Consider the following 21,298-nt stretch of genomic DNA (forward strand, 5'->3'; position numbering starts at 1 on the left):
TTTTTAAAGCTTTAATTTCTTGAATATAAACTCAGGAATATTCCTGATAATCATCATAATAATACTCCAAACCGGCAAAACATATGCCACATTTCTCTGTTTTTTGAAGGCTTTGTAAATACAGGAAGCTGCCTGTTTTGGTGTGGCTGTCAGTTTCGGATTTAAAGGCAGGCCTTCTGTCATTTTGGTTGCCATAAATCCAGGTTTTATCGTAAGAACATGCACTTTTTTATCAAAAAGATAATTTCTCAAACCGCTCAGATAAGCCGTAAAAGCTGCTTTCGCACTTCCATAGATAAAGTTACTCTGTCTTCCCCGGTCTCCTGCCACTGATGAAAGCCCGATAATCGTGCCGGATCTTCTGCTTTCAAACTTTTGGGCAAAATAATTCATTAAAGGAACCAGTTTTGAATAATTGATATCAATGATACGCTCTGTATTTCTGTTATCATATAACCCCTCTTCGGTTCCCTCGCCTAAATATCCTACGGCACAAAATAATACATTTGAATTGATATTATCAAATCTATTGTAATCAATTTCTTTTGTCAGATCCAGCTCAATAACTTCCGCCTGCTGCAAAAACTTTACATCAAGATGTCTTGCAAAACGCTCTGTAGTTTCTTTATTTGAGGTAAAAAGATAGATTTTTTCAAACTTTTCTCCTTCCTGAAGTGCTTTTTCCACAAAAGCCTGTGCCACTTCAGATGTACTTCCCAGAACTATCATTATGAATTATTATTTATGATTCTCTTGTGCTGTAAAGACACAAATTTAGGATTTTGAATATTTTTCAGGTAGTTGGTAAGCGATGATCTGCTCATACTGTCTTTGGTAAGATAAATTCTTCCTCCAAACTCCTGAACAATAGCATCAAGCTGATCTACCAGTTTTTTCAGTTTTGAATTAACTTTAAAATCCAGTGCCAATGTATACCCCTCCACAGGGAATGAGTTATAAGCCTGAGGATTGTTTTTTCCAAAAAGTTTTAAAACCGCTAAGAATGATCCGTTCCCGCTTTTAGCGATCGTTTCAAGGATTCTTTTCATACCTTCTTTTCCTGTTTCTTTAGGAATTACCATCTGGTATTGTATAAAACCGGACTTCCCATAGATCTTATTCCAATCTGTGATCGCATCCAAAGGATAGAAAAACGTTTCATAGTCGATAAAGTTTTTCACTTCTTTTTTAGATTGCTTTTTATAGTATAACCAGTTGAAAATCTTTACGGTAAGGGCATTCAGTACAAATCCCGGAAAATAAAAAGGAACTGTAGGAGAAAATTTCTTCTTCAATCTCAAAGGTGTTTTGGAAAAACTATGGGGAAGTTCATGCTGAAAAGCATGTTCTCCTCTCATAAGAATACTTCTTCCGATATTTTTTCCTTTCTGAAGACAATCAATCCAGGCAACCGTGTAGGTCCAGTTTTCACTTTCATCGAACAGCTTAAAGATCTCATCCAGATTGTCTGCTTTGATACTTTCCTGACGAATGTATGCGGACTCTATATTTTTAAGTTTAAATTTTGCTGTGAGAATAATACCGGTAAGTCCCATTCCACCAATGGTAGCCCAAAACTTTTCTGTATTTTCCTCTCTGGAACAGGTAAGGATCTCCCCTTTCTCAGTCATGAGCTTAAATTCAAGCACATATTCTGAAAAGCAACCTTCTGCATGATGGTTTTTTCCATGAACATCCGATGCTATAGCACCTCCTACCGATACAAATTTTGTCCCGGGAGTAACGTATAGAAAATATCCCTGCGGAACTGCTATTTCCAGTACATCTGAAAGCAGCACTCCGGATTCACATTCTATGATCCCGTTCAGACGGTCAAAATTGATGAACTTATTTAATTTTTTTGTTGAAAATATAGCTTCTCCCAATGAAGCATCTCCATAACATCTCCCATTTCCTCTCGCTATGACTTCGTTGTGATTGAGTACAAATTCTTTTATTTTTCTGAAACTGTCCTCAGATCTCATTTCCTTCTCTACTATTGGAAAATTTCCCCAGTTGGTAACTTTCTGTATGAAATTCGGCTTCATTTCTTAAAATAAATTTGAATTAAAAATGCAACGACCCAAAGTAATAAAGTAACCTGTATATAACGGTCTCTGTAGACAATTTTTGTAGGAGACTCCGTTCTGTTGTAAACAAGCGTCTGCTGAAGATATCTTAACAGCGCAAAAACCACGAAAATCACGGTATAAAAGACTCTTTCGTGAAACCTTGCCTGAACTTCAGGAGACAGGGTAAACATCAGGTAGCATACTATGGCCAGCGTAATAGAAATGGATAAAGCAATATCTGCAAACTGCACGTTATAGCCATCCAGTGCTTTTCTTGTTTTTCCTGAAACCTGGGCATTGATAAGCTCTCCCCTTCTTTTTCCTATAGCCAGTACCAAAGCCAATACAAAGGTCAGCAGAATCGCCCATTGCGAAATGCTGATTCCGGTAATATAACCTCCAGCCAGTACACGCAGGACAAATCCTATGGCAATAATAAAAATATCAATAATAGGAACGTGTTTAAGCCTGAAAGTATAGGCAAGATTCATAACTACATAAAATCCTATGATGATTGCAAATTTCCAAAGAAATTCATGGAAATAAAGTTGAGTAAAAAATACAAGACCAATATCAGCAATGATAAGACCTATAAGAATTCCTATCGCTTTTGATTTTGAAATAGCTCCACTCGCCAAAGGTCTTCTCCTTTTCTCAGGGTGTTTTCTGTCTGCTTCAATATCATTATAATCATTCAGGATATAAACAACACTTGCTGCAAGTGAAAATATGACAAATGCAAAAATGCTTTTGAGAAGCAGATCTATATTGGTAATATTACCTGAAAAGAACAGAGGGACAAATACAAAAAGGTTTTTCACCCATTGCTCCACACGGAGCAGTTTTAAATATTTCTTCATTTATGTTATTTCAAATACAAAAATAATAAATTCAAAATTTCTAGCATAAAAATACAAAAAAAACCGCCGGGGCGGTCTTTTACGAAAATATTTATATATTAAATTAACTATTGCCCTTGTTTGGCATCGTTAATCATTTTTTCATTGGCAGTAATTGCAAACTCTACTCTTCTGTTTTTAGCTCTTCCTTCTTCAGTATCATTGCTAGCTACAGGCATCGCTTCACCTTCACCTTTTGTAAACATTCTGCTTGATGCAATTCCTTTTCCTGATAAATAGGCTTTCACAGCGTCTGCTCTTCTTTGAGAAAGTTTCAGGTTGTACTCATCCGAACCTTTGCTGTCTGTGTGACCATAGATATTGATATTCGTATCTGGATTATTAGCCAGTACTTCAGCTAATTTATCAAGGTTGGTCTGTGCTACAGAAGTAAGATTTGAAGAGTCGAAAGCGAAATTGACAATACTTTCGTTCATAGTTACTTTAATACCATCTCCTACTCTTTCTACCTGAGCACCTGGTAAAGTTTCTTTAATATCTTTCGCCTGCTTATCCATTTTGTTACCGATAACGTTACCAGCAACACCTCCGATAATACCTCCCAATACAGCTCCGATAGCTCCGTTTCCTCCTTTACCTACATTGTTACCAAGGATACCTCCCAGTACTGCTCCCGAAGCAGCTCCTACCGCTGTACCTCTTTGTTGGTGATTTGAATTCTGAACCGCTTCACAGCTTGTCAATAATAATGCTGATGACAAGAAAAGGGCTCCTACGTATGTTTTTGTAAATTTCATTTTTTTTGATCTTTTATGTTGATAAATTATTTCATTCCAGTTCTCTGGAAGTTGTAAACTACTTTTACATTACCTCCTTCAAAAGGAACATCTTGCTCAAGTGAAAACTGATCTGTACTCTGATTAATCATTGTAAGACTGTAACCTGCTGTATTTTGTTTAGCTTTTGTACCTGAAGCAATTTTTTTAAACATAAACGTATTAACGCCTTTTACTTCAAATTTGATTGGCTGTGTAATTGCCGGGCAATCTCCACCACCGTTTAAAGTATACGCTCCTGTCCAGTTATTGGGAATCAATCTCCAGTGGCTTCCTACGAAGCACTGTGCGTCTGCACCTTCATCAAAAGGCTTAATTTTATAACCTTTATCATAATCTATGCTTACAATCTGCCAGTCTCCTTTCATTTTCAGGAAGTCGGCTCTTTGATTTTGAGATGTAGCTGCTTTGTTAACAGAGGAACACGAAACTGCAAAAAGTGATGTTCCCAACATCCCTGCAAGTAGTAACTTTTTCATTTTGTTGTTTATTATTTTGTTACTATAAAGTTACAAAAAACCGTGCCAAAATTTAAAATAAAAAATAAAAAGTCCGAAAAAATCCGGACTCCTTATGGTTTCTCCTTAAACACAGGGAGATAAATTATTTTTTAACAGCCTTTTTTACGGATTTCGAAGGCCTGGCTGTGCCTGTAGTTTTTCCTTTATAAAAGTTGGTATAGGCATACTCTGCTGCCTTTTTCAGGTCGATAACCCCACCTGCCTGAGATTGGTCACCAAAACCATCGGCAGTACTTGGGTTGCTGCTTTTCACAAGAGCTTCAATGATCTGATAAGGTTTAAGATCCGGCATATAAGCCAGTAAAACAGCTGCTCCTCCGGCCACAACAGGGGAAGCCATAGAAGTGCCCTGAAGGTATTTATATTCGTTTTTAGGAACGGTAGAATAGATTTCTTCTCCCGGAGCAAAAACGTTCACCATCTTTTTATTGTAATTGGAAAAATCTGCTCTCAGTGCATTATTTTTATTCGTACTTGCTCCTACCACAAGAACATTGCTTACAAATGGTTTCTCGTCTGTAACATTTTTAAAGTTGGTAGGATATGCGAGATGTTCTGCTACATCTTCATTTTCGTTACCTGCAGCTTTTACTAAAAGAACGCCTTTATCTTCAGCATATTTGAAAGCATCCCAAACCACATTTTTACCAGGAGAAACAGGTTTTCCAAAGCTCATATTTAAAACTTTCGCACCGTTATCTACAGCATATCTGATCGCATTGGCAACGTCTTTATCTCTTTCATCACCATTCGGAACTGTTCTTACAGACATAATTTTAGCCACTTTGGAAGCTACTCCATACTGAACTTCTTTTCCTTGCGGAAGTCCGGCAATAATTCCTGCCACGTGGGTTCCATGTTCTGCATCCGGTCCTTCATAATGATTATTTCCATAGATTTTTTCAGAATAGTCATCGTAGTTATCCCCTACAATTTCTTTTCTCGGATCATAGGAAAGGTCATATTGTTTTGCAGCAGGAGCAAAATGATCGATGGCTTCTTTCATTTCCTCCTTCATCTTTTTTTCAAATTCCGCGGCTGATTTTCCTTTAAATTCCGGACTTTGTGAAATCTGGCCTAAAAATTCCTTCGCAATGGCATCTCTCTGATCTGTCGGAGCTTTGATCGCAGCAATAGTTTCAGCGGTTACAGGCTTACCTGCCAGCAGTTTTACCATATTAGGAATCAGCTCGTTCAGCATAGAATAAGTCTGAAAGTTTTGTTTTGCCTCGATACTCTTTTTATTGAACATATCTTTGGCTTTCATATACATCTCAAACTCTTCCTTCATCTTAGCCTGGTTGGCTTTATTTTGTGTGGAATCATCTCCTTCGAAGACAGGTTTATATTTGGCAACTACTCTTGTCACCTCCATATTATCGATATCAATATCACCGTTTTTACCTCCTATAAAGTTCCATCCATGTACGTCATCAATATACCCGTTTCCATCATCATCTTTACCGTTACCGGGAACCTCGTTTGGATTTGACCATAGATTTTTTACCAATCCGGGATGATCTACCTGTACTCCACTGTCTAATACACCCACCACGACTGTTTTAGGCTTCAGACCTTTAGATTCCAGGTATTTATAAGCATTTGCTGTATTTACCCCATATACTTTTGAAGTTGCAAAATCTTTGTGATACCATGTCATAAGATCTTTATCTTCGCTGGGATCAATACTTTTAGCTTTAGATTCCTGTGCAAAGGATAAACTAAAACCTGCAAAAAAAACTGCAGCTAATAATACCTTTTTCATATGTTGATATTTAATTTTTAAAGAGATATGCCAATCACCGTTATCATCTGTTTTATATTTTACCAACAGTGATTGTACTAATATTGTTGTTTTATATTTTTTATATATACGAGTGATTCCGGGCCTTTATTACAAATAAGGTCAAGAACCGACAGGTCTTCCAAAAATCCGAATTTATCAGAGAATGTCTGGTAATAGTCTTCCATCTGAAATTCTGAAGGAAGTTTTGCCGAAAACTTTTCCCTGAAATTGATACTCTCCGGATTTTTGATATATTCTACATTCAAAGAGTGTGCCTTTTCTGTTTTAAGTATCTGTTGGATGACTTCTATCCCTTTAAGGTTAAAATCCAGCAGAAACTTTTCTTTAAGGTCAAATATTTTTCTGAACTTATCTTCATAATACTCAAAATAAGGAGAGCTTTGATATGCTGTCTTAATGGATTTCCAATGAAGCGTTCTCCAGTCTTCGCGGTAAGAAATTTCAACATCTTTGAATTCTCTTTTCCCGTTATGATTGATAGGAATTATTAATGATAATTTTCCGTTGGCACCATAAATATTGGCTCTGTTTCTATACGTCTGCTTCGGAAAATTTTCAAACTGTTCAAATACAATTTCATTCTCAGGATTCAAAAACACTGAGAACCAAGAGATTGGAGGCATATAAAATGCCGGCAATAATACATTCTTCATATTCATAATGCAAAAATGAAGTATTTTTTCAAATACTTCATTCTATTTTACGTTTAATTTTTTTTATTAATTGTCTTCAGTTTTTTTCTTTCTGAATAATTTCATGAAATAATCCCATCCGAAGAACAAGATCAGGATCATGGCTGCAATCCACCAGTAAGAGGTTTTATTAGATTCTCCTGTGTTGGTTGCTTTGAACATTCTTTCCCAACGGATTTTTTTAGGAGCCTGATACGTTGAGCTTGCATCCGGAAATACTCCCTGTACGCTCATCCACGTAAACATTGGTTTTCCAACAATATTTTCTTCCGGAACGAAACCAAAGAATCTTGCATCCAATGACGCATCTCTGTTGTCCCCGATCATCATATAATAATCCTGTTGAATGGTATACTGATTCGCTTCTTTACCATTAATAAAAATCTTTCCGTTCTTTTTCTCTAAGCTGTTGTGTTCATATTCAGAAATGATCCATTGGTACATTGGAAGTGTCTCCTGATTGATCGCTACCACATCTCCTTTTTTAGGAATTCTAACCGGGCCGTACCAATCCTGATTCCAAGGTTTGTTGATCGGGAAAATAGATTGTGTGGTATCAATTTTAGTTTTAGCTTCGTCTCTGTAATATACTGCAGCTTCTCCTTTTGGTGAAACTTCTTCCTTCATATCAATAACATGAGGAAGTTCTTTAATTTCTTTAGCCGTTTTATCTGTTAAACCCTGGAATCCATAAAGGAAACCTCCGTTATTCTGCTGTACTTCCTGAACCGGTAAAAATCCATAAGCTTTATATAAAGTAGGGATATCCAATTGAGCATCCGTTGTTACAATATATCTGTGCTGTACCTCCTGATCTCCTAAAACCACTTCCGGCTTTCCATTCACGAAAAGTCTTCCGGCTCTCATTTCAAAAGTATCTCCTGCTGTAGCCACACATCTTTTTACGTAAGGATCTTTTCTGTCAATTGCTGTATGTACGGAATCCTGAGGATAGTTGAAAACTACTACATCATTTTTCTGTGGTTTGTTGAATTGTAAAATTCTTGTGTATGGAAGCTTCACTGCATCTACGTAAGACTTTGGATCATCTTTCGGGTTTCCTTTCTGTCCTGTATCCATAATGGTTCCCTGAAGGAAAGGTATGGCTACCGGACGCATTGGAAGTCTGTATCCGTAGCTCCATTTGTTTACAAAAAGGAAGTCACCCACCAACAATGTTCTTTCCATAGATCCTGTAGGAATCCCGAAAGGCTGTGTTACAAAAACGTGGATAATAGTGGCAAAAACTACCGCAAAAGTAATGGAACCAATAAATGTGTCTTTCTTTTTATCGTTTTTTTCTTCGTCTGTAAGAAACAGGTCGTTTGCATTTTCATCTTCTAACTCTACATCTTTAGAATAGTTGATGACCGCCATATAAATAAACGGCAGAATCACGGTAAGAATCTGATCTTTGAAAAGTGTTTTCCCAAACTTTTTCACTAAATAAAGGTGGAAAACCGACATCATGATGGGGCCTACTATCGGAAGATAAGACATGATTGCCCACCATTTCGGATGTTTTGTTTCTTTGAGAATAATGAAATAGTTATAGAAAGGGATAAAAGCAAACAGAGGGCTATATCCCATTTTCTTGAACAGTTTCCAAGATGAAATCCCCATCAGTACGGATAGTATGAGGACATATACTGTATAAGTTAAAAAATAATTCATAAATTTTTGTGCCTATTCTTAAGATATAAATAATAAAAATGATGAGTAATAAATGATAAAAGCAGTCCGCTGTTTACAATTCACTATTCATCATTTTCTGCTTATTGGTCTGCAATTTACAGAATTTGTTACAAATTAAAGTCCCAAAACGTCTTTCATTGCGAAGTTTCCTTTTTTATCTTTAATCCACTCAGCAGCGACTACCGCTCCCAGGGCAAAACCGTTTCTGTTGAAAGCGGTATGCTTGATTTCGATTTCGTCCACTTCACTTCTGTAATACACGCTGTGTGTTCCCGGAACTTCATCTTCACGTATGGCAAAAATTCCAAGCTGCTTCCCTTCTGTTTCTTCCAGTTTCCAGGCATCGAATTTCGGATTGTTCTGAATGATTCCCTCAGCGATGGAAATTGCAGTCCCACTTGGAGCATCTTTTTTATGGATGTGATGAATTTCTTCCAGCTGGCAAGAATATTCATCTACGTTTTTCATCAGGTCTGCCAGCTTTTCGTTCAGAGCAAAGAATAAATTCACGCCTAAACTAAAGTTAGAACCATATAAGAAAGCAGTTCCATTATCTACGGCCAGTTTTTCAATTTCAGCTTTTTGATCAAGCCATCCTGTTGTTCCGCAGATCACGGGAATTTTATTTTCAAGACAAGCTTTGATGTTTTCAAAAGCTACTTCCGGCAGTGAAAATTCAATCACAACATCCGGGTTATTAAGATTCTCAGCAGTCGGGGTTTCCTTCAGACGGGCAACTACTTCATGACCTCTCTTCTGTGCGATCTCATCAATGATCTTACCCATTTTACCGTAACCAACTAATGCTATTTTCATATAATCTTATTTATTTTTAATGCTGCATTCAATCTTCAGACCTTCTGCAGATATGTTGTATTTTAAAATCTGTAACTTAAACTGAAGCCTGTTTTTGGTGCGCTGTAGCCATACTGGTCCTGAATAACCGATGGCTTAAACACCAGATCCGGATCATGACGGCTTTCATAAAGATGAGCGTCTACTACAGCATCTACAATATTCAGAATATAAATCAAACCAGTAATGGCAATGGCATAATCCCTTTGCCTCTTGGCTCTGTCCTGTGCATTACCCAACGCTCTTTTGTCCAGCCATGGGTGGCTGTCTACGAATTCATTGGGAGTTCCGTTCAGCTTTGCCACGTAATATTCACGGTATTTTTTGTATTGGTTATCATTCCATACGGCAATACCAACCCCAGCACCTACTGCTCCCCAGACAATAGGAATTTTCCAGTATTTTTTGTTATAAAACTGTCCTAAACCGGGTAAAACTGCAGAGTACAATCCTGCTCTGGTAGGATTAAGCTTTAAGGTTTTTGCTGTGGGACCGTTTGCTTTTTCAAGATCTTCAATGATTTTGGCTTCGGTTTTACCAGGCTTTACGACACGGGTTTCTTCTTTCGGAGGAGTCTGCATCCGAACGGTATCGATAGGTTTTACTTGTGAGTAAGCCAGTGCAGCGATACACAAGAAAAATGTGAAAAATATTTTCTTCATTTATTTAATATGGGATAAAATATATTCCAGCTCTTCTTCATTTTTGAAGTCCAGAACAATTTTACCTTTTTTACCATTTCCAGAAGCTTTGATCTCTACTTTCACGTCTAAGATATCAGCAATGGTCTTCTGGGCTTTTTTATAGTTATTGGAAAGCTCCACTTTTGCTTTTTTGGCAGCAGGAGACTTCGGGTTCTTCAATGCAGCAGCAGCCTGTTCGGCCTGACGAACGTTTAATTTTTCTTTGATAATAAGATCAAATAAAATCTGCTGAGCTTCTTCACTTTCAAGACTGATAATCGCTCTTCCGTGTCCTGCAGAAATCTCACCGCTTCTGATAGCATTCTGAATATCCGGATTTAATCTTAGCAGTCTGATAGAATTGGTAATTGTACTTCTGTCCTTTCCTATTCTCTGGCTCAGGTTTTCCTGAGTAAGACCGATTTCCTCCAAAAGCCTGTGATAAGTTAATGCAATTTCAATAGCATCAAGGTCTTCTCTCTGGATATTTTCAACAAGAGCCATTTCAAGAAGCTCCTGGTCATTGACTAAACGGATATAGGCAGGAATAGTTGTTAATCCGGCAATTTTAGTTGCCCTGTAACGTCTTTCCCCGGAAATGATTTCAAACTTCTCCCCGTCTTTTCTCAGGGTAATCGGCTGGATTACGCCTAAGTTTTTAATAGACTGTGCAAGTTCGTTTAATGCTTTTTCATCAAAATAAGTTCTCGGCTGCGTTGGGTTCGGATAGATATCTTCAAGCGCAACTTCCACAATATTTCCCACAAACTTATCTGCTCCTTCATCAGTAGCGGAATTGATCGTTGCTTTGGATTCTGCACTTAAAATGGCGCCCAGGCCGCGTCCCATAGCTCTTTTTTTGTCCTTCATAGATATAATTGATAAATGATGTTTGAGAAGTGATGACCAGCATTCACTTATTGCCCATTCATTATTAATTTAATTCTTTATTAAGTTTTCATTCTTCAAAAGAACTTCTTCAGCTAACTGAATATACTGAACAGCTCCTTTACTTTCTGCATCATAGTTCAGGATACTTTCCCCGAAACTTGGTGCTTCACTCAGTCTTACGTTTCTGCTGATAATGGTTTCAAAAACCATCTCAGGGAAATGTAAATTTACTTCTTCCACAACCTGATTGGATAGTCTCAATCTGCTGTCGTACATGGTTAAAAGAAGACCTTCAATTCCAAGATCTTTATTATGGATTTTTTGAACATTTTTAACGGTGTTCAACAATTTCCCAAGCCCTTCTAATGCAAAATATTCGCACTGAATCGGAATGATTACAGAATCTGCTGCTGTAAGAGCATTTACCGTAATAAGACCTAAACTCGGTGCACAGTCGATGATAATATAATCATAATCATCCCTTACACTTGCCAATGCTTTTTTCAGCATATACTCACGGTCTTCCTTGTCTACCAATTCAATTTCCGCTGCTACCAGATCGATATGTGACGGAATAATATCCAGGTTGGGAGTTGCCGTTCTTTTGATACAGACTCTTGTATCTGCACTATGCTCAAGAAGATTATAGGTAGAATACTGAACATCCTCAACACCCAAGCCGGATGTTGCATTCGCCTGAGGGTCAGCATCAATAATTAATATTCTTTTTTCCAATACTCCTAATGCTGCTGCCAAATTTACAGCGGTGGTAGTTTTACCAACACCTCCCTTTTGATTAGCAATACCTATGATTTTTGCCATTATTAGAACTTTAAGTTTCAAAAATACACTTTTTTCTTTGCTCTCGGTGAGTGGGGAAAATCAAAATTGAGTTAAAATATTGTTAATAAGCAATTTAACGATAAAAAAAATTATCCACAAAAAAAAATCTTTGTGGATAACTACTTGAAATTTACTTTTCCGTATTAATTCTCAAATTTCATGGAGATGGGAAATTTGAAATAACTTCTTACGAATTCTCCTTTTTTGTTTTTGGCCGGGATCCATTTTCCTTTGTTGGAAATTGATTTAATAGTTCTCATTGCCTCATTGTTAAAATCGGCGTTGGTTCCGTTAGCTTTTACCCCTGAGATGGTTCCGTCCATTTCTACAATAAAGGTAACTGTCGTCTTTACAACATCTTCGGATTCAAATCCTGAACTGTCGAAGCTGTTCATTACTTTATTTCTGAAGGAGTCTATTCCTCCTGCAAAATTGGCTTCTACCCCAAGTTCTCCTGCTTCAGCAATTTTACTTTTGTCCACCGGATCAGCAATCACAGGCGGAGGTGTTGTCATTACAGGACCTGTTCCTACTGTTAGTGTCGGAACATTGGGTGTATTCGGCGCAACAGGATCTCCTTTAAAATTGTCTTTAAATCCTGCTACAGCATCATCAGGAATGGGATCTTTTTTCACATTATCCTGAGCTGTACTTGATGGCGTAGGCACTGTACTGTCAAATGTTTTTGTATTGGGTGCTACCTCAGGCTTTACCGGAGTAATTTTTACCGGCGGAGCAACAGGATCATCAGGAATTAATACTGGTGGAGGAAGTACATACCCTCCATCTGTTATAACTTCTACAGGTTTCAATGCAGAAATCACAAATGGTGTAATGGATACTGCAGCCATTAAACTTGCTCCGATCAAAAGCGCTTTGGTTAATATTCTATCTGATTCGTTTCTTAATACATAGGCACCATAGTCTTTATTGCGGTGCTCGAACAGGACTTCGTTGAACCGAAATTCCTGGTTTTGGTTATGTTGTTTCATCACTACTACTATTTAAACTGTTAAAAATTTTGATTATTAGTTTTATTGTTCTTATCGATAAGTAATGTTTCAATATCAAAACATCTGCCAAAATTTTATCAAAACAACATAATATTAGAAAATTTTATGATAATGTTTAAATTTTAACATTTACACATAAAAGGTTTATAGAAAAAAAGGAGTTATTTCTTCTCAAGTAAATAAGGAATAAACTCAATGACTTCTTACCCCTTGTCAAGGTTTAAAACCTTGACAAGGGTCATAAAACAAAAAAAGAGACCATCAATGATGATCTCTTTTTATTGTATGTTCTAAAAAATATTAGAATAATTCTTTTCTGATGATGTTCTGACTTCTTTCAGGACCTACAGAAACTAAGTATACGTTGATTCCTAAGTATTTCTCGATAAACTCGATGTATTTCTGAGCAGTATCAGGAAGTTCATCATAGCTTCTTGCTTTCGTAATATCTTCGCTCCAACCTGGTAAATCCTGATAGATTGGCTCGTAGTTGTATAGCTTTTCTGTTGACGAAGTGAAATAATCGATGATTTTTCCGTCTTCAGTTTTGTAATGTGTTACTACTTTCAGGTTCTCAATTCCTGTAAGAACATCAAGCTTAGTGATCACAAGGTTGTTGATTCCGTTGATCATACAAGCATGCTTTAAGGAAACAAGGTCTAACCAACCTGTTCTTCTTGGTCTACCTGTAGTTGCTCCGAACTCACCACCGATCTGTCTGATTTTCTCACCCAGTTCATTATCCAATTCAGAAGGAAAAGGTCCGTTTCCTACTCTTGTACAGTAAGCTTTCGCTACTCCAATAAGGTTCTGAAGTGAAGTTGGCGGAACACCAGCTCCTGAACAAACACCTCCTGTAGATGGAGAAGATGAAGTTACGTATGGATACGTTCCAAAGTCAATGTCAAGCATTAACGCCTGCGCTCCTTCGAATAAAACGTTTTTACCATCTCTGATTGCTTCGTTCAGCTCTAATTCAGTATCAACGATTCTGTCCTGAAGCTGCTTTCCGATTTCTAAATACTCGTTATAGATTTCTTCAACATCTAAAGCCGGTTTTCCGTAATATTTTTCAAAAAGAGAATTCTTAACTTTTAAGTTTTTCTCAATTTTATCTCTTAAAATCTCAGGATTTAAAAGGTCTACCATTCTGATCCCGACTCTTGCAATTTTATCTTCATAACAAGGTCCGATTCCTTTTTTGGTAGTTCCGATCTGAGTTCCTCCGTGCTCCTCTTCACGGTAAGTATCCAAAAGGATGTGGTAAGGCATAATGACATGCGCTCTTCTGCTGATAAAGATGTGATCTGTTCTCAAGCCTTTGCTCTCGATCTGACCAACTTCTTTAATGAAAGACTTAGGGTTTACCACTACTCCGTTCGCAATGATACATTTCCCTTTGCATTGAAGAACTCCTGAAGGAAGAAGGTGTAGAACGAATTTCTCATCACCCACATAAACCGTGTGACCAGCGTTGTCTCCACCCTGGAAACGTACTACATAGTCCGATTTTGCTGATAAAACATCCGTGATTTTTCCTTTGCCTTCATCTCCGTACTGAAGACCTACAACTACATAAGTTGACATATTTTACTTTTGTTTTTAGATTCGTGCAAAATTACTCTGAAAAAAAATGACGACCAAATTATAGAGGATATTTATTTTGAGTTGGGGTGAAAATCATGAGGTTGAATATTACTTCATTTCTACCTTTTTACTTTCACACCTATATAAAATGGATTATATTTACTATAAATTTATACAAATGAAAATTAAAATTCTGATTCTACTTTTAATAATCCCTCTTATTTATGTGAACGCTCAAAATAAAGTAAATGATTATCTAAATATACGTGGTCCCATTAAGCTAAATCAAAAGGAATATAATCTCGTATGGAGTTCGCATCCTAATGAAAATTATTTTAAACAGGAATATGTAAGCTCACATGATAACATCCATAAATACAACAGTATGGTATTGGTCGATTTTATAAAAGGTGATTTTAATATCAAGGATGTTGTGGATCAAAAAGTAGCTGAACTGCAGGAAATGAAAAAGACCAACCCAGTCGTCAATTACCAGATTTTTGAAAATAAGGAAGAATATATTTTAGATTTTCTTATCAGTGAAAATTCAAAGGACGGCAAGGAAATACTTATTGCAGAAAGAAATATTTATCGCTACAAAATCATTAGTAATGGAAAGAATAAAGGCGTTCTTCTTTTTGCACTGAGTGAAAGAGGGTATCCGGAAAATATTGATTCTTTTTTTAATAATTTAAAAACCAATTCTTCAAAATTAATTGAAACGGTTGGAAATTATAAACTTCCAGATATTGAAATAAAATAATATTCCAATTACTATGAACCCATCACAAAAGTCTGCCTATTTACCATCAAAAATAAACAGCAGTTCAGAACTTTTCTACACTCTGTTTTCTCCGGAGACAACAAAAGCCACCCTTCTCATTGTTCACGGCATGCAGGAACACAGCGGAAGATATGCAGAGATTGCAGAATATTTTGCGTCTCATGGAATTGCTGTATTGACGTATGATCACCTGGGGCATGGAAAATCTGTAAAAGAAAAAAAGGATATTGGTTTCTTCCAGCTTGAAAAACCGGATGAAAGACTTATAGCCGATGCAAAAATGATGGCAGATCATCTTGCAGAGCAATATCCAGATGTTCCCCATTTTATTCTGGGCCATTCTATGGGATCTTTTATTACACGTTGCCTTCTTCAAAAAGCCAGCAGTCAATTTTCAGGAGCTGTCATTACAGGAACCGGCGGACCTTTACCAGGAATCGATATATTGAGAGGGTATTTATCATTGGCTACGGCTATTGCTCCCCGTCATCGTACGTTTTTAAATTCTGTTTTTACAAGTGTCAATAACAAGCATTTTAAAAAGGATAAAGATTTCAGCAACACAAGCTGGCTCAGTATTAATCCTGAAAACAGAAAGGCTTTTGAACAGGATGAACTTTGCGGAATTCCGTTTACCCATAATGCTTTTTATACTCTATTTACCGTTTATAAAAAGGCGACTGCAAGAAACTGGGCTTCTTCTATTTCAAAATCCTTCCCTTTTTTATTTGTAAGCGGGCAGAATGATCCGATTGGCGATTTTGGAAAAGGAGTCATGCATACGGTCGATAACTTAAAAGCTGATGGTTTTGAAAATGTGGACGTAAAGATCTATCCGGAAATGCGTCATGAGATTTTGAACGAATCCATAAGAGAAGAGGTTCTGACGGAAATTTATAAGTGGATATTTAAATTCAATAATCACAGAGAATAAAAATTCCAGATAGCAATTATCTGGAATTTCTGTATAAGTTTCGGCTAAAGCCGATGGATTCTAATCTTATTGATAGACGGGCTAAAGCCCATCTCTATTGAATATCAAAATGATTCTGTATAATTTGTGAAACCCAGGTATCAATTCAGGATTAATTCCTGACCAGTTCCAATCTCTCCCAGAAAAACTTCATCGTGGGAAATCACCAACAGGGTTCCATGATAATCTTTGATAGAATGGGTGAGAATTTCCACATTCTGCAAATCAAGGTTATTGGTAGGTTCATCAAGGATGATCATATCCGGTGCTTTATTGCTGATGGAAAGTCCGCAGAGAAGTAACCGTAAACGCTCTCCTCCACTCAGCATACCGCATTTTTTATCCCAGGTATCTTTTCCAAACAAAAATCTGGACAGTAATGTTTTGACTTCTGATTCCTGCATGGCACTGTCATTGAAAGTCTGTACAAAATCATACAACGTTGAGTCATTATCAATCAGAGAATATTCCTGATCAATGTAAATACTGTTGAAATCTGCTTTTTTTATTCTCCCTTCCGAAGGCTGAAGACTTCCTAACAAAAGTTTTATCAGCGTCGTTTTTCCTGAACCGTTTCCTCCTTTTATTGAAATTCTGTCTCCACTGCTGATTTCAAGATTAAGATTTTCTTTCCAGAGTTTTCCTTTTCCATAACTGAAGTTGAGATCTTCGGCTGTAATTAAAACCTTCCCTGAATGCAGATTGGAATCATTAAAATTCACTTTCATCTGCTCAAAATTCTTTAACGAGGAACGCAAATCCCTCAAATCACCTGAGATACCACTTATTTTCTCAGCATGGACACTTTTCAGCTTTGAACTGTTTTTTTCCGCATTATTCCGAAGAGTATTCATCATAATCCTTGCTACTCCGGATTTTTCCTGTTTGCCTTTACCTCTCGCATCCAGTTTTTGCTTTCGTTCTAATGTTTCCCGTTCTTTTTCTTTTGCTTTTTTTAAAGCCCGCTCTTTGGAATGGATATCATTTTGCAATGCTTCCTCCTCCACTTCTTTCTGTTCGGCATAAAAGTCATAGTTTCCACCATAAGTTGCAATTCCCTGATTACTTAATTCGAATATAGTATCCACAAGATTGAGCAAAGTACGGTCGTGGCTTACGATAACCACTGTTGAATCTGTTTTGTCGATAAGGTCATACAAGAGTTTTCTTCCTTCCCTATCCAGATGATTGGTCGGCTCATCCAATACGATAATATCAGGTTGATTGATCTGAATTCCGGCAAGAAAAACTTTCGTCTTCTGGCCGCCACTCAAGCCTTCAAGCTTTTGAGTTAATTCAAAATTCCCGAGTCCCCAATACTCCAGAGCCTGCTTACACCGATCTTCAATGTCCCAGTCATCATTGAGCGTTTCAAAATAAATTTCATCCACCTCACCATTGGTAATTTTCTGGAGGGCATATAATTTCTGATCTATTTTCAGACATTCCGCGATGGTAAGATGATTACAATTTCCAAACATCTGAGGCACATAAAAAATATCGCCCTGGATATTAACGCTGCCTTCTGAAGGTAGTATTTCGTCTGCTATTATTTTCAGCAGAGTTGATTTCCCCATGCCGTTACTGCCTAGCAAAGCAGATCTGGTATGAGCCTGTATTGTTACATTGATATGATTAAATAGAAGATTTCCTCCCGGAAACCCAAAGGATATATTTTGCAGTAAAATCATGATTTCTTTCTTAAATAGTATAATTAAACACCAGCAACACTGGCGTTGCCGTTTATTGAATCTGAAAGAAATTATATCCTACATGTCTGTATTTTGGGTTTTGAAAGTACAAAGATACTCATTTTCGGAATATTATATTTCATTAATGATCAGGAAATTGATCACCTTCTTTTCTCTCCTTTTTCAAACACCTGTTTTTTTATCACTTTCAAGATCTTGATTTTTGAAGCTATATCATTATACATCACTGGAAAGCTTATCGTTATTCCTATTTAAACATACTTTATCATGATATACAGTTGTACTGCTGCAAAACCCTTAAACTTTCAAACTGATAAAAACAGGAAAGTATTTTAATCAAAATTCCGTAACTTTGCCAACTACTAAAAATTTTATGGAAAGCATTAAAGTTCACGACAAAACTTTCGTTCCTTATTTAAAGGATGCCGAAATTCAGGAAATTGTAAAAGAGACAGCGTTAAGAATTTATGAAGATTACAAGGACGAAGTTCCTGTTTTCATTGGGGTTTTAAATGGGGTGGTGATGTTCTTCTCAGATCTTTTAAAATATTACCCGGGAGAATGCGAAATTGCCTTCATTCAAATGAGTTCTTATGTAGGAACTGAGTCTACAGGGATCGTTTATCAGAAAATGGAGCTTACCAAAGATGTAAGAGACCGTCATATTATTCTTGTTGAAGATATCGTAGATACAGGAAATACCGTTGAAAGTCTTTTTAAATATTTCAAAGAAACACAACGTCCTAAATCTGTAAAACTGGCTAGTTTCCTGCTGAAACCGGAGATTTACAAGAAAGATTTCAAACTGGATTATATCGGAAAGGAAATTCCTAACAAGTTTGTACTTGGATATGGACTGGATTATGACGAATTGGGTAGAAACCTTCCGAATTTATATCAGCTGGAAGACGGACAAATCAACCATTAAACGCTGTTGGCTATTAGCTGATAGCTTTTAGCTTAAAATTATATAAAGAAATAAATTTAATAATAACTTAAAAAAGCTGAAAGCAAAGAGCAAACCGCCAAAAGCCAAAAGCCAGAAGCAAAATGCCAGTTGCCTAAAGCGAATCAACATTATGATAAACATTGTTCTGTTCGGCCCTCCAGGAAGTGGAAAAGGAACACAAGCTCAGAATCTGATCGAAAAATTCAATTTAAAACAGGTTTCAACAGGTGATCTTTTCAGATACAATATGAAAAACGACACTGAACTTGGAAAACTGGCTAAATCATACATCGATAAGGGAGAATTGGTTCCGGACCAGGTAACAACAGATATGCTGATCGATGAGATCAAAAAACCTACTAATACCAACGGTTTTATTTTTGACGGATATCCAAGAACAACTGCACAGACAGAAGCTTTGGAAACGATCGTTAAAGAAGTACTGAATGACGAGATTGATATCTGTCTTTCATTGGTGGTAGAGGATAAAATTTTGGTGGAAAGACTTCTGAAAAGAGGTGAAACCAGCGGAAGATCAGACGACAGCAATGTAGAGATCATAGAAAACAGAATTAAAGAATATTATACCAAAACAGCAGAAGTTGCCGAGCTTTATAAAAAGCAGGGAAAATATGTAGAGGTAAACGGTGTTGGAGAAATTGATGAGATTTCCCAAAAACTTTTCGCTGAGGTAGAGAAAATTAAATAATCGGGATATGGGTACGGGATGAAATTTCATCCCGTCATTCTCACCCCGCAACACAAACTATATGTCTAACTTTGTAGATTACGTAAAGATCCATTGTAAAAGCGGACACGGAGGTGCTGGTTCTGCCCACCTTCGCCGTGAAAAGTATATTCCTAAAGGTGGTCCTGACGGAGGCGACGGAGGTCGTGGAGGTCATATCATTATGAAAGGAAATGCCAATGAATGGACTTTGCTTCCACTCCGATACACCCGTCACGTAAAAGCAGAACGTGGTGAAAACGGAGGAAAAAACCAGCTTACCGGTGCCTACGGAGCTGATGTTTATATTGAGGTTCCGGTGGGAACTATTGCCAAAAATGAAGAAGGCGAAATTATCGGTGAAATTTTAGAAGACGGACAGGAAATCATCCTGATGCATGGTGGTAAAGGAGGGTTAGGAAACGAGCATTTCAAGTCTTCTACGAATCAGACCCCAAGATATGCACAGCCAGGTCTTCCGGGAGAAGAAGGGTATATCGTTTTCGAGCTTAAAATTTTGGCAGATGTAGGTCTGGTTGGGTTTCCGAATGCCGGAAAATCTACACTTTTAGCATCTGTTTCTGCGGCAAAACCAAAAATTGCCAATTATGCCTTTACGACATTGACTCCTAACCTTGGAATTGTAGATTACAGAAATTACAAATCATTTGTAATGGCTGATATTCCGGGAATTATTGAAGGAGCAGCGGAAGGAAAAGGTTTAGGACACAGATTCCTGAGACATATTGAAAGAAATTCCATCCTTTTATTCTTAATTCCGGCTGACTCTGAGGATCATTTCAACGAGTTTAAAATTCTTGAAAATGAACTGAAGGAGTACAATCCTGAACTTCTGGATAAAGATTTCATTGTTTCCATTTCAAAATCTGATCTTCTGGATGATGAACTGAAAAAGGAAATTGCAGCAGAGTTCCCGGAGAACAAGCAGCCTTTATTCTTTTCAGGTGTTACCGGAGAAGGCCTTATGGAACTTAAGGATGCTATCTGGAAACAATTGCACGGATAGAAAAATTGATTTATCAGTTCTGTTTTTTCATAAAATAAAACTGCAGCATACAAAATAGTCTTAGGTTTTCCTGAGGCTATTTTTCTGTATATAATTCTGATATTTTTCTACATTTTAAACCATTAAGAATGGATTTTTCTTAACATTTTCATTGGATATTAATTGTTCAATAAAAATTTAAACTGATTTAATATAAAAACAAAAGAAATTTTCTCTTTTGGAACAATTATTGGGAGATCCTCTGAAATTGAAAAAACTATGAAATATTTGCTAGCCATTTGTGCATTTGTGTTTTTGACATCCTGTACAACTTCTCAAAAAGTAAATTCAAAATATGCTGCCATTGAATATGAGGCTACTCCATGTTTTGGATTCTGTCCTGTTTTTAAAATGACGATCAATCCGGACAGAACTGCGGTTTTTGAAGCAGAACATTTTAATTTTAATGATAAACCTTCGAAAGATGAGTTTTCAAAGCCGCGTGAAGGAACTTTTAAAGGAACCATTAAAGAAGAGGATTACAATAAGTTGATCACCTTACTGGACGGATTAGATGTAAAATCACTCAATGATAAATACGGTGAACACAATATTACCGATCTTCCAACCTCTTATTTAAGAATCAAATTTGCTGACGGAACTTCAAAAAATGTAGAAGATTATGGAAAACGCGGAAGCGAGAAGCTTTCGGAAGTGTACCAGTTTTTTGAAAACCTGAGAAAAAACCAGGAATGGACTAAAGTGAAATAGTTTCATTTAAAAAATATTAAA

21 protein-coding genes are annotated in these 21,298 nt (G+C 36.9%); 6 read left to right on the forward strand and 15 right to left on the reverse strand.

Going from position 1 to position 21,298, the window contains the following annotated elements:
* Positions 1 to 3: 3 nt before the first annotated feature.
* From AC5YGI_RS03720 to AC5YGI_RS03785, 14 genes are all read right to left on the reverse strand, one after another.
* Positions 4 to 729, reverse strand: coding sequence for an SDR family NAD(P)-dependent oxidoreductase (locus AC5YGI_RS03720; protein WP_330745516.1), 726 nt, complete (start codon positions 727 to 729; stop codon positions 4 to 6).
* A complete protein-coding gene (locus AC5YGI_RS03725; protein WP_330745515.1) occupies positions 729 to 2,048 on the reverse strand; it encodes an FAD-binding oxidoreductase in 1,320 nt (439 codons plus the stop codon). The genes AC5YGI_RS03720 and AC5YGI_RS03725 overlap by 1 nt, the downstream gene beginning before the upstream one ends.
* Positions 2,045 to 2,932, reverse strand: a complete 888-nt coding sequence (locus AC5YGI_RS03730) for a decaprenyl-phosphate phosphoribosyltransferase (RefSeq protein WP_330745514.1) — start codon at positions 2,930 to 2,932, stop codon at positions 2,045 to 2,047. The genes AC5YGI_RS03725 and AC5YGI_RS03730 overlap by 4 nt, the downstream gene beginning before the upstream one ends.
* A gap of 107 nt (positions 2,933 to 3,039) precedes the next feature.
* Positions 3,040 to 3,729: a YiaD family glycine zipper/OmpA-like lipoprotein gene (locus tag AC5YGI_RS03735; RefSeq protein WP_330745513.1), complete on the reverse strand. Its 690-nt coding sequence runs from the start codon at positions 3,727 to 3,729 to the stop codon at positions 3,040 to 3,042.
* A 26-nt stretch (positions 3,730 to 3,755) separates the two neighbouring features.
* The gene (locus AC5YGI_RS03740; protein ID WP_496167540.1) at positions 3,756 to 4,247 is read right to left on the reverse strand and encodes a hypothetical protein; all 492 of its coding nucleotides are present in this window, start codon (positions 4,245 to 4,247) and stop codon (positions 3,756 to 3,758) included.
* 124 nt (positions 4,248 to 4,371) lie between these two features.
* The gene (locus AC5YGI_RS03745) at positions 4,372 to 6,054 is read right to left on the reverse strand and encodes a S8 family serine peptidase (RefSeq protein ID WP_330745512.1); all 1,683 of its coding nucleotides are present in this window, start codon (positions 6,052 to 6,054) and stop codon (positions 4,372 to 4,374) included.
* 77 nt (positions 6,055 to 6,131) lie between these two features.
* The gene (locus AC5YGI_RS03750) at positions 6,132 to 6,755 is read right to left on the reverse strand and encodes a WbqC family protein (protein ID WP_442879159.1); all 624 of its coding nucleotides are present in this window, start codon (positions 6,753 to 6,755) and stop codon (positions 6,132 to 6,134) included.
* 60 nt (positions 6,756 to 6,815) lie between these two features.
* A complete protein-coding gene (gene lepB / locus AC5YGI_RS03755; RefSeq protein WP_330745510.1) occupies positions 6,816 to 8,462 on the reverse strand; it encodes a signal peptidase I in 1,647 nt (548 codons plus the stop codon).
* Positions 8,463 to 8,597: 135 nt separating this feature from the next.
* The gene (dapB, locus tag AC5YGI_RS03760) at positions 8,598 to 9,299 is read right to left on the reverse strand and encodes a 4-hydroxy-tetrahydrodipicolinate reductase (protein WP_330745509.1); all 702 of its coding nucleotides are present in this window, start codon (positions 9,297 to 9,299) and stop codon (positions 8,598 to 8,600) included.
* 62 nt (positions 9,300 to 9,361) lie between these two features.
* Entirely contained in the window at positions 9,362 to 10,000 is a 639-nt protein-coding gene (locus tag AC5YGI_RS03765) for a DUF5683 domain-containing protein (protein ID WP_202839779.1), read from the reverse strand.
* Entirely contained in the window at positions 10,001 to 10,891 is an 891-nt protein-coding gene (locus tag AC5YGI_RS03770) for a ParB/RepB/Spo0J family partition protein (RefSeq protein WP_227943892.1), read from the reverse strand. It lies immediately after the preceding gene.
* A 69-nt stretch (positions 10,892 to 10,960) separates the two neighbouring features.
* Positions 10,961 to 11,734, reverse strand: a complete 774-nt coding sequence (locus tag AC5YGI_RS03775) for a ParA family protein (protein WP_002981269.1) — start codon at positions 11,732 to 11,734, stop codon at positions 10,961 to 10,963.
* Positions 11,735 to 11,898: 164 nt separating this feature from the next.
* Positions 11,899 to 12,747 carry an energy transducer TonB gene (locus AC5YGI_RS03780; protein ID WP_496167544.1) on the reverse strand — a complete coding sequence of 283 codons (849 nt, stop codon included), beginning with the start codon at positions 12,745 to 12,747 and terminating at the stop codon, positions 11,899 to 11,901.
* A 321-nt stretch (positions 12,748 to 13,068) separates the two neighbouring features.
* Positions 13,069 to 14,355, reverse strand: coding sequence for an adenylosuccinate synthase (locus AC5YGI_RS03785; RefSeq protein WP_330745507.1), 1,287 nt, complete (start codon positions 14,353 to 14,355; stop codon positions 13,069 to 13,071).
* 178 nt (positions 14,356 to 14,533) lie between these two features.
* On the opposite strand from AC5YGI_RS03785, the gene AC5YGI_RS03790 reads away from it, so the two are divergent.
* Together AC5YGI_RS03790 and AC5YGI_RS03795 are read left to right on the forward strand one after the other, a co-directional pair.
* Positions 14,534 to 15,118 carry an HI_0983 family protein gene (locus AC5YGI_RS03790; RefSeq protein WP_065119740.1) on the forward strand — a complete coding sequence of 195 codons (585 nt, stop codon included), beginning with the start codon at positions 14,534 to 14,536 and terminating at the stop codon, positions 15,116 to 15,118.
* Positions 15,119 to 15,131: 13 nt separating this feature from the next.
* Entirely contained in the window at positions 15,132 to 16,073 is a 942-nt protein-coding gene (locus AC5YGI_RS03795; RefSeq protein ID WP_496167546.1) for an alpha/beta fold hydrolase, read from the forward strand.
* 140 nt (positions 16,074 to 16,213) lie between these two features.
* Here the strand turns inward: AC5YGI_RS03795 and AC5YGI_RS03800 are convergent, their stop codons facing one another.
* Positions 16,214 to 17,803, reverse strand: a complete 1,590-nt coding sequence (locus tag AC5YGI_RS03800; protein ID WP_496167548.1) for an ABC-F family ATP-binding cassette domain-containing protein — start codon at positions 17,801 to 17,803, stop codon at positions 16,214 to 16,216.
* Positions 17,804 to 18,197: 394 nt separating this feature from the next.
* Between AC5YGI_RS03800 and AC5YGI_RS03805 the strand changes: the two genes are divergently transcribed.
* From AC5YGI_RS03805 to AC5YGI_RS03820, 4 genes are all read left to right on the forward strand, one after another.
* On the forward strand, positions 18,198 to 18,752 hold the full coding sequence (locus AC5YGI_RS03805; RefSeq protein ID WP_047374145.1) for a phosphoribosyltransferase: 555 nt from the start codon (positions 18,198 to 18,200) through the stop codon (positions 18,750 to 18,752).
* A 151-nt stretch (positions 18,753 to 18,903) separates the two neighbouring features.
* Positions 18,904 to 19,482 carry an adenylate kinase gene (locus AC5YGI_RS03810; RefSeq protein ID WP_496167549.1) on the forward strand — a complete coding sequence of 193 codons (579 nt, stop codon included), beginning with the start codon at positions 18,904 to 18,906 and terminating at the stop codon, positions 19,480 to 19,482.
* Positions 19,483 to 19,543: 61 nt separating this feature from the next.
* Positions 19,544 to 20,527: a GTPase ObgE gene (gene obgE / locus AC5YGI_RS03815; RefSeq protein WP_110010788.1), complete on the forward strand. Its 984-nt coding sequence runs from the start codon at positions 19,544 to 19,546 to the stop codon at positions 20,525 to 20,527.
* A 258-nt stretch (positions 20,528 to 20,785) separates the two neighbouring features.
* On the forward strand, positions 20,786 to 21,277 hold the full coding sequence (locus tag AC5YGI_RS03820) for a DUF6438 domain-containing protein (RefSeq protein WP_496167551.1): 492 nt from the start codon (positions 20,786 to 20,788) through the stop codon (positions 21,275 to 21,277).
* Positions 21,278 to 21,298: the final 21 nt, after the last annotated feature.

The organism is Chryseobacterium sp. CS3K3.1 (assembly GCF_059515165.1).

Coding starts and splice junctions, on each gene's coding strand:
- AC5YGI_RS03785 (WP_330745507.1), bottom strand. CDS start 14,355: ATGTCAACTTATGTAGTTGTAGGTCTTCAGTACGGAGATGAAGGCAAA.
- dapB (WP_330745509.1), bottom strand. CDS start 9,299: ATGAAAATAGCATTAGTTGGTTACGGTAAAATGGGTAAGATCATTGAT.
- AC5YGI_RS03810 (WP_496167549.1), top strand. CDS start 18,904: ATGATAAACATTGTTCTGTTCGGCCCTCCAGGAAGTGGAAAAGGAACA.
- AC5YGI_RS03775 (WP_002981269.1), bottom strand. CDS start 11,734: ATGGCAAAAATCATAGGTATTGCTAATCAAAAGGGAGGTGTTGGTAAA.
- AC5YGI_RS03750 (WP_442879159.1), bottom strand. CDS start 6,755: ATGAATATGAAGAATGTATTATTGCCGGCATTTTATATGCCTCCAATC.
- AC5YGI_RS03725 (WP_330745515.1), bottom strand. CDS start 2,048: ATGAAGCCGAATTTCATACAGAAAGTTACCAACTGGGGAAATTTTCCA.
- AC5YGI_RS03820 (WP_496167551.1), top strand. CDS start 20,786: ATGAAATATTTGCTAGCCATTTGTGCATTTGTGTTTTTGACATCCTGT.
- AC5YGI_RS03735 (WP_330745513.1), bottom strand. CDS start 3,729: ATGAAATTTACAAAAACATACGTAGGAGCCCTTTTCTTGTCATCAGCA.
- AC5YGI_RS03745 (WP_330745512.1), bottom strand. CDS start 6,054: ATGAAAAAGGTATTATTAGCTGCAGTTTTTTTTGCAGGTTTTAGTTTA.
- AC5YGI_RS03765 (WP_202839779.1), bottom strand. CDS start 10,000: ATGAAGAAAATATTTTTCACATTTTTCTTGTGTATCGCTGCACTGGCT.
- lepB (WP_330745510.1), bottom strand. CDS start 8,462: ATGAATTATTTTTTAACTTATACAGTATATGTCCTCATACTATCCGTA.
- AC5YGI_RS03795 (WP_496167546.1), top strand. CDS start 15,132: ATGAACCCATCACAAAAGTCTGCCTATTTACCATCAAAAATAAACAGC.
- AC5YGI_RS03770 (WP_227943892.1), bottom strand. CDS start 10,891: ATGAAGGACAAAAAAAGAGCTATGGGACGCGGCCTGGGCGCCATTTTA.
- obgE (WP_110010788.1), top strand. CDS start 19,544: ATGTCTAACTTTGTAGATTACGTAAAGATCCATTGTAAAAGCGGACAC.
- AC5YGI_RS03780 (WP_496167544.1), bottom strand. CDS start 12,747: ATGAAACAACATAACCAAAACCAGGAATTTCGGTTCAACGAAGTCCTG.
- AC5YGI_RS03740 (WP_496167540.1), bottom strand. CDS start 4,247: ATGAAAAAGTTACTACTTGCAGGGATGTTGGGAACATCACTTTTTGCA.
- AC5YGI_RS03730 (WP_330745514.1), bottom strand. CDS start 2,932: ATGAAGAAATATTTAAAACTGCTCCGTGTGGAGCAATGGGTGAAAAAC.
- AC5YGI_RS03805 (WP_047374145.1), top strand. CDS start 18,198: ATGGAAAGCATTAAAGTTCACGACAAAACTTTCGTTCCTTATTTAAAG.
- AC5YGI_RS03790 (WP_065119740.1), top strand. CDS start 14,534: ATGAAAATTAAAATTCTGATTCTACTTTTAATAATCCCTCTTATTTAT.
- AC5YGI_RS03800 (WP_496167548.1), bottom strand. CDS start 17,803: ATGATTTTACTGCAAAATATATCCTTTGGGTTTCCGGGAGGAAATCTT.
- AC5YGI_RS03720 (WP_330745516.1), bottom strand. CDS start 729: ATGATAGTTCTGGGAAGTACATCTGAAGTGGCACAGGCTTTTGTGGAA.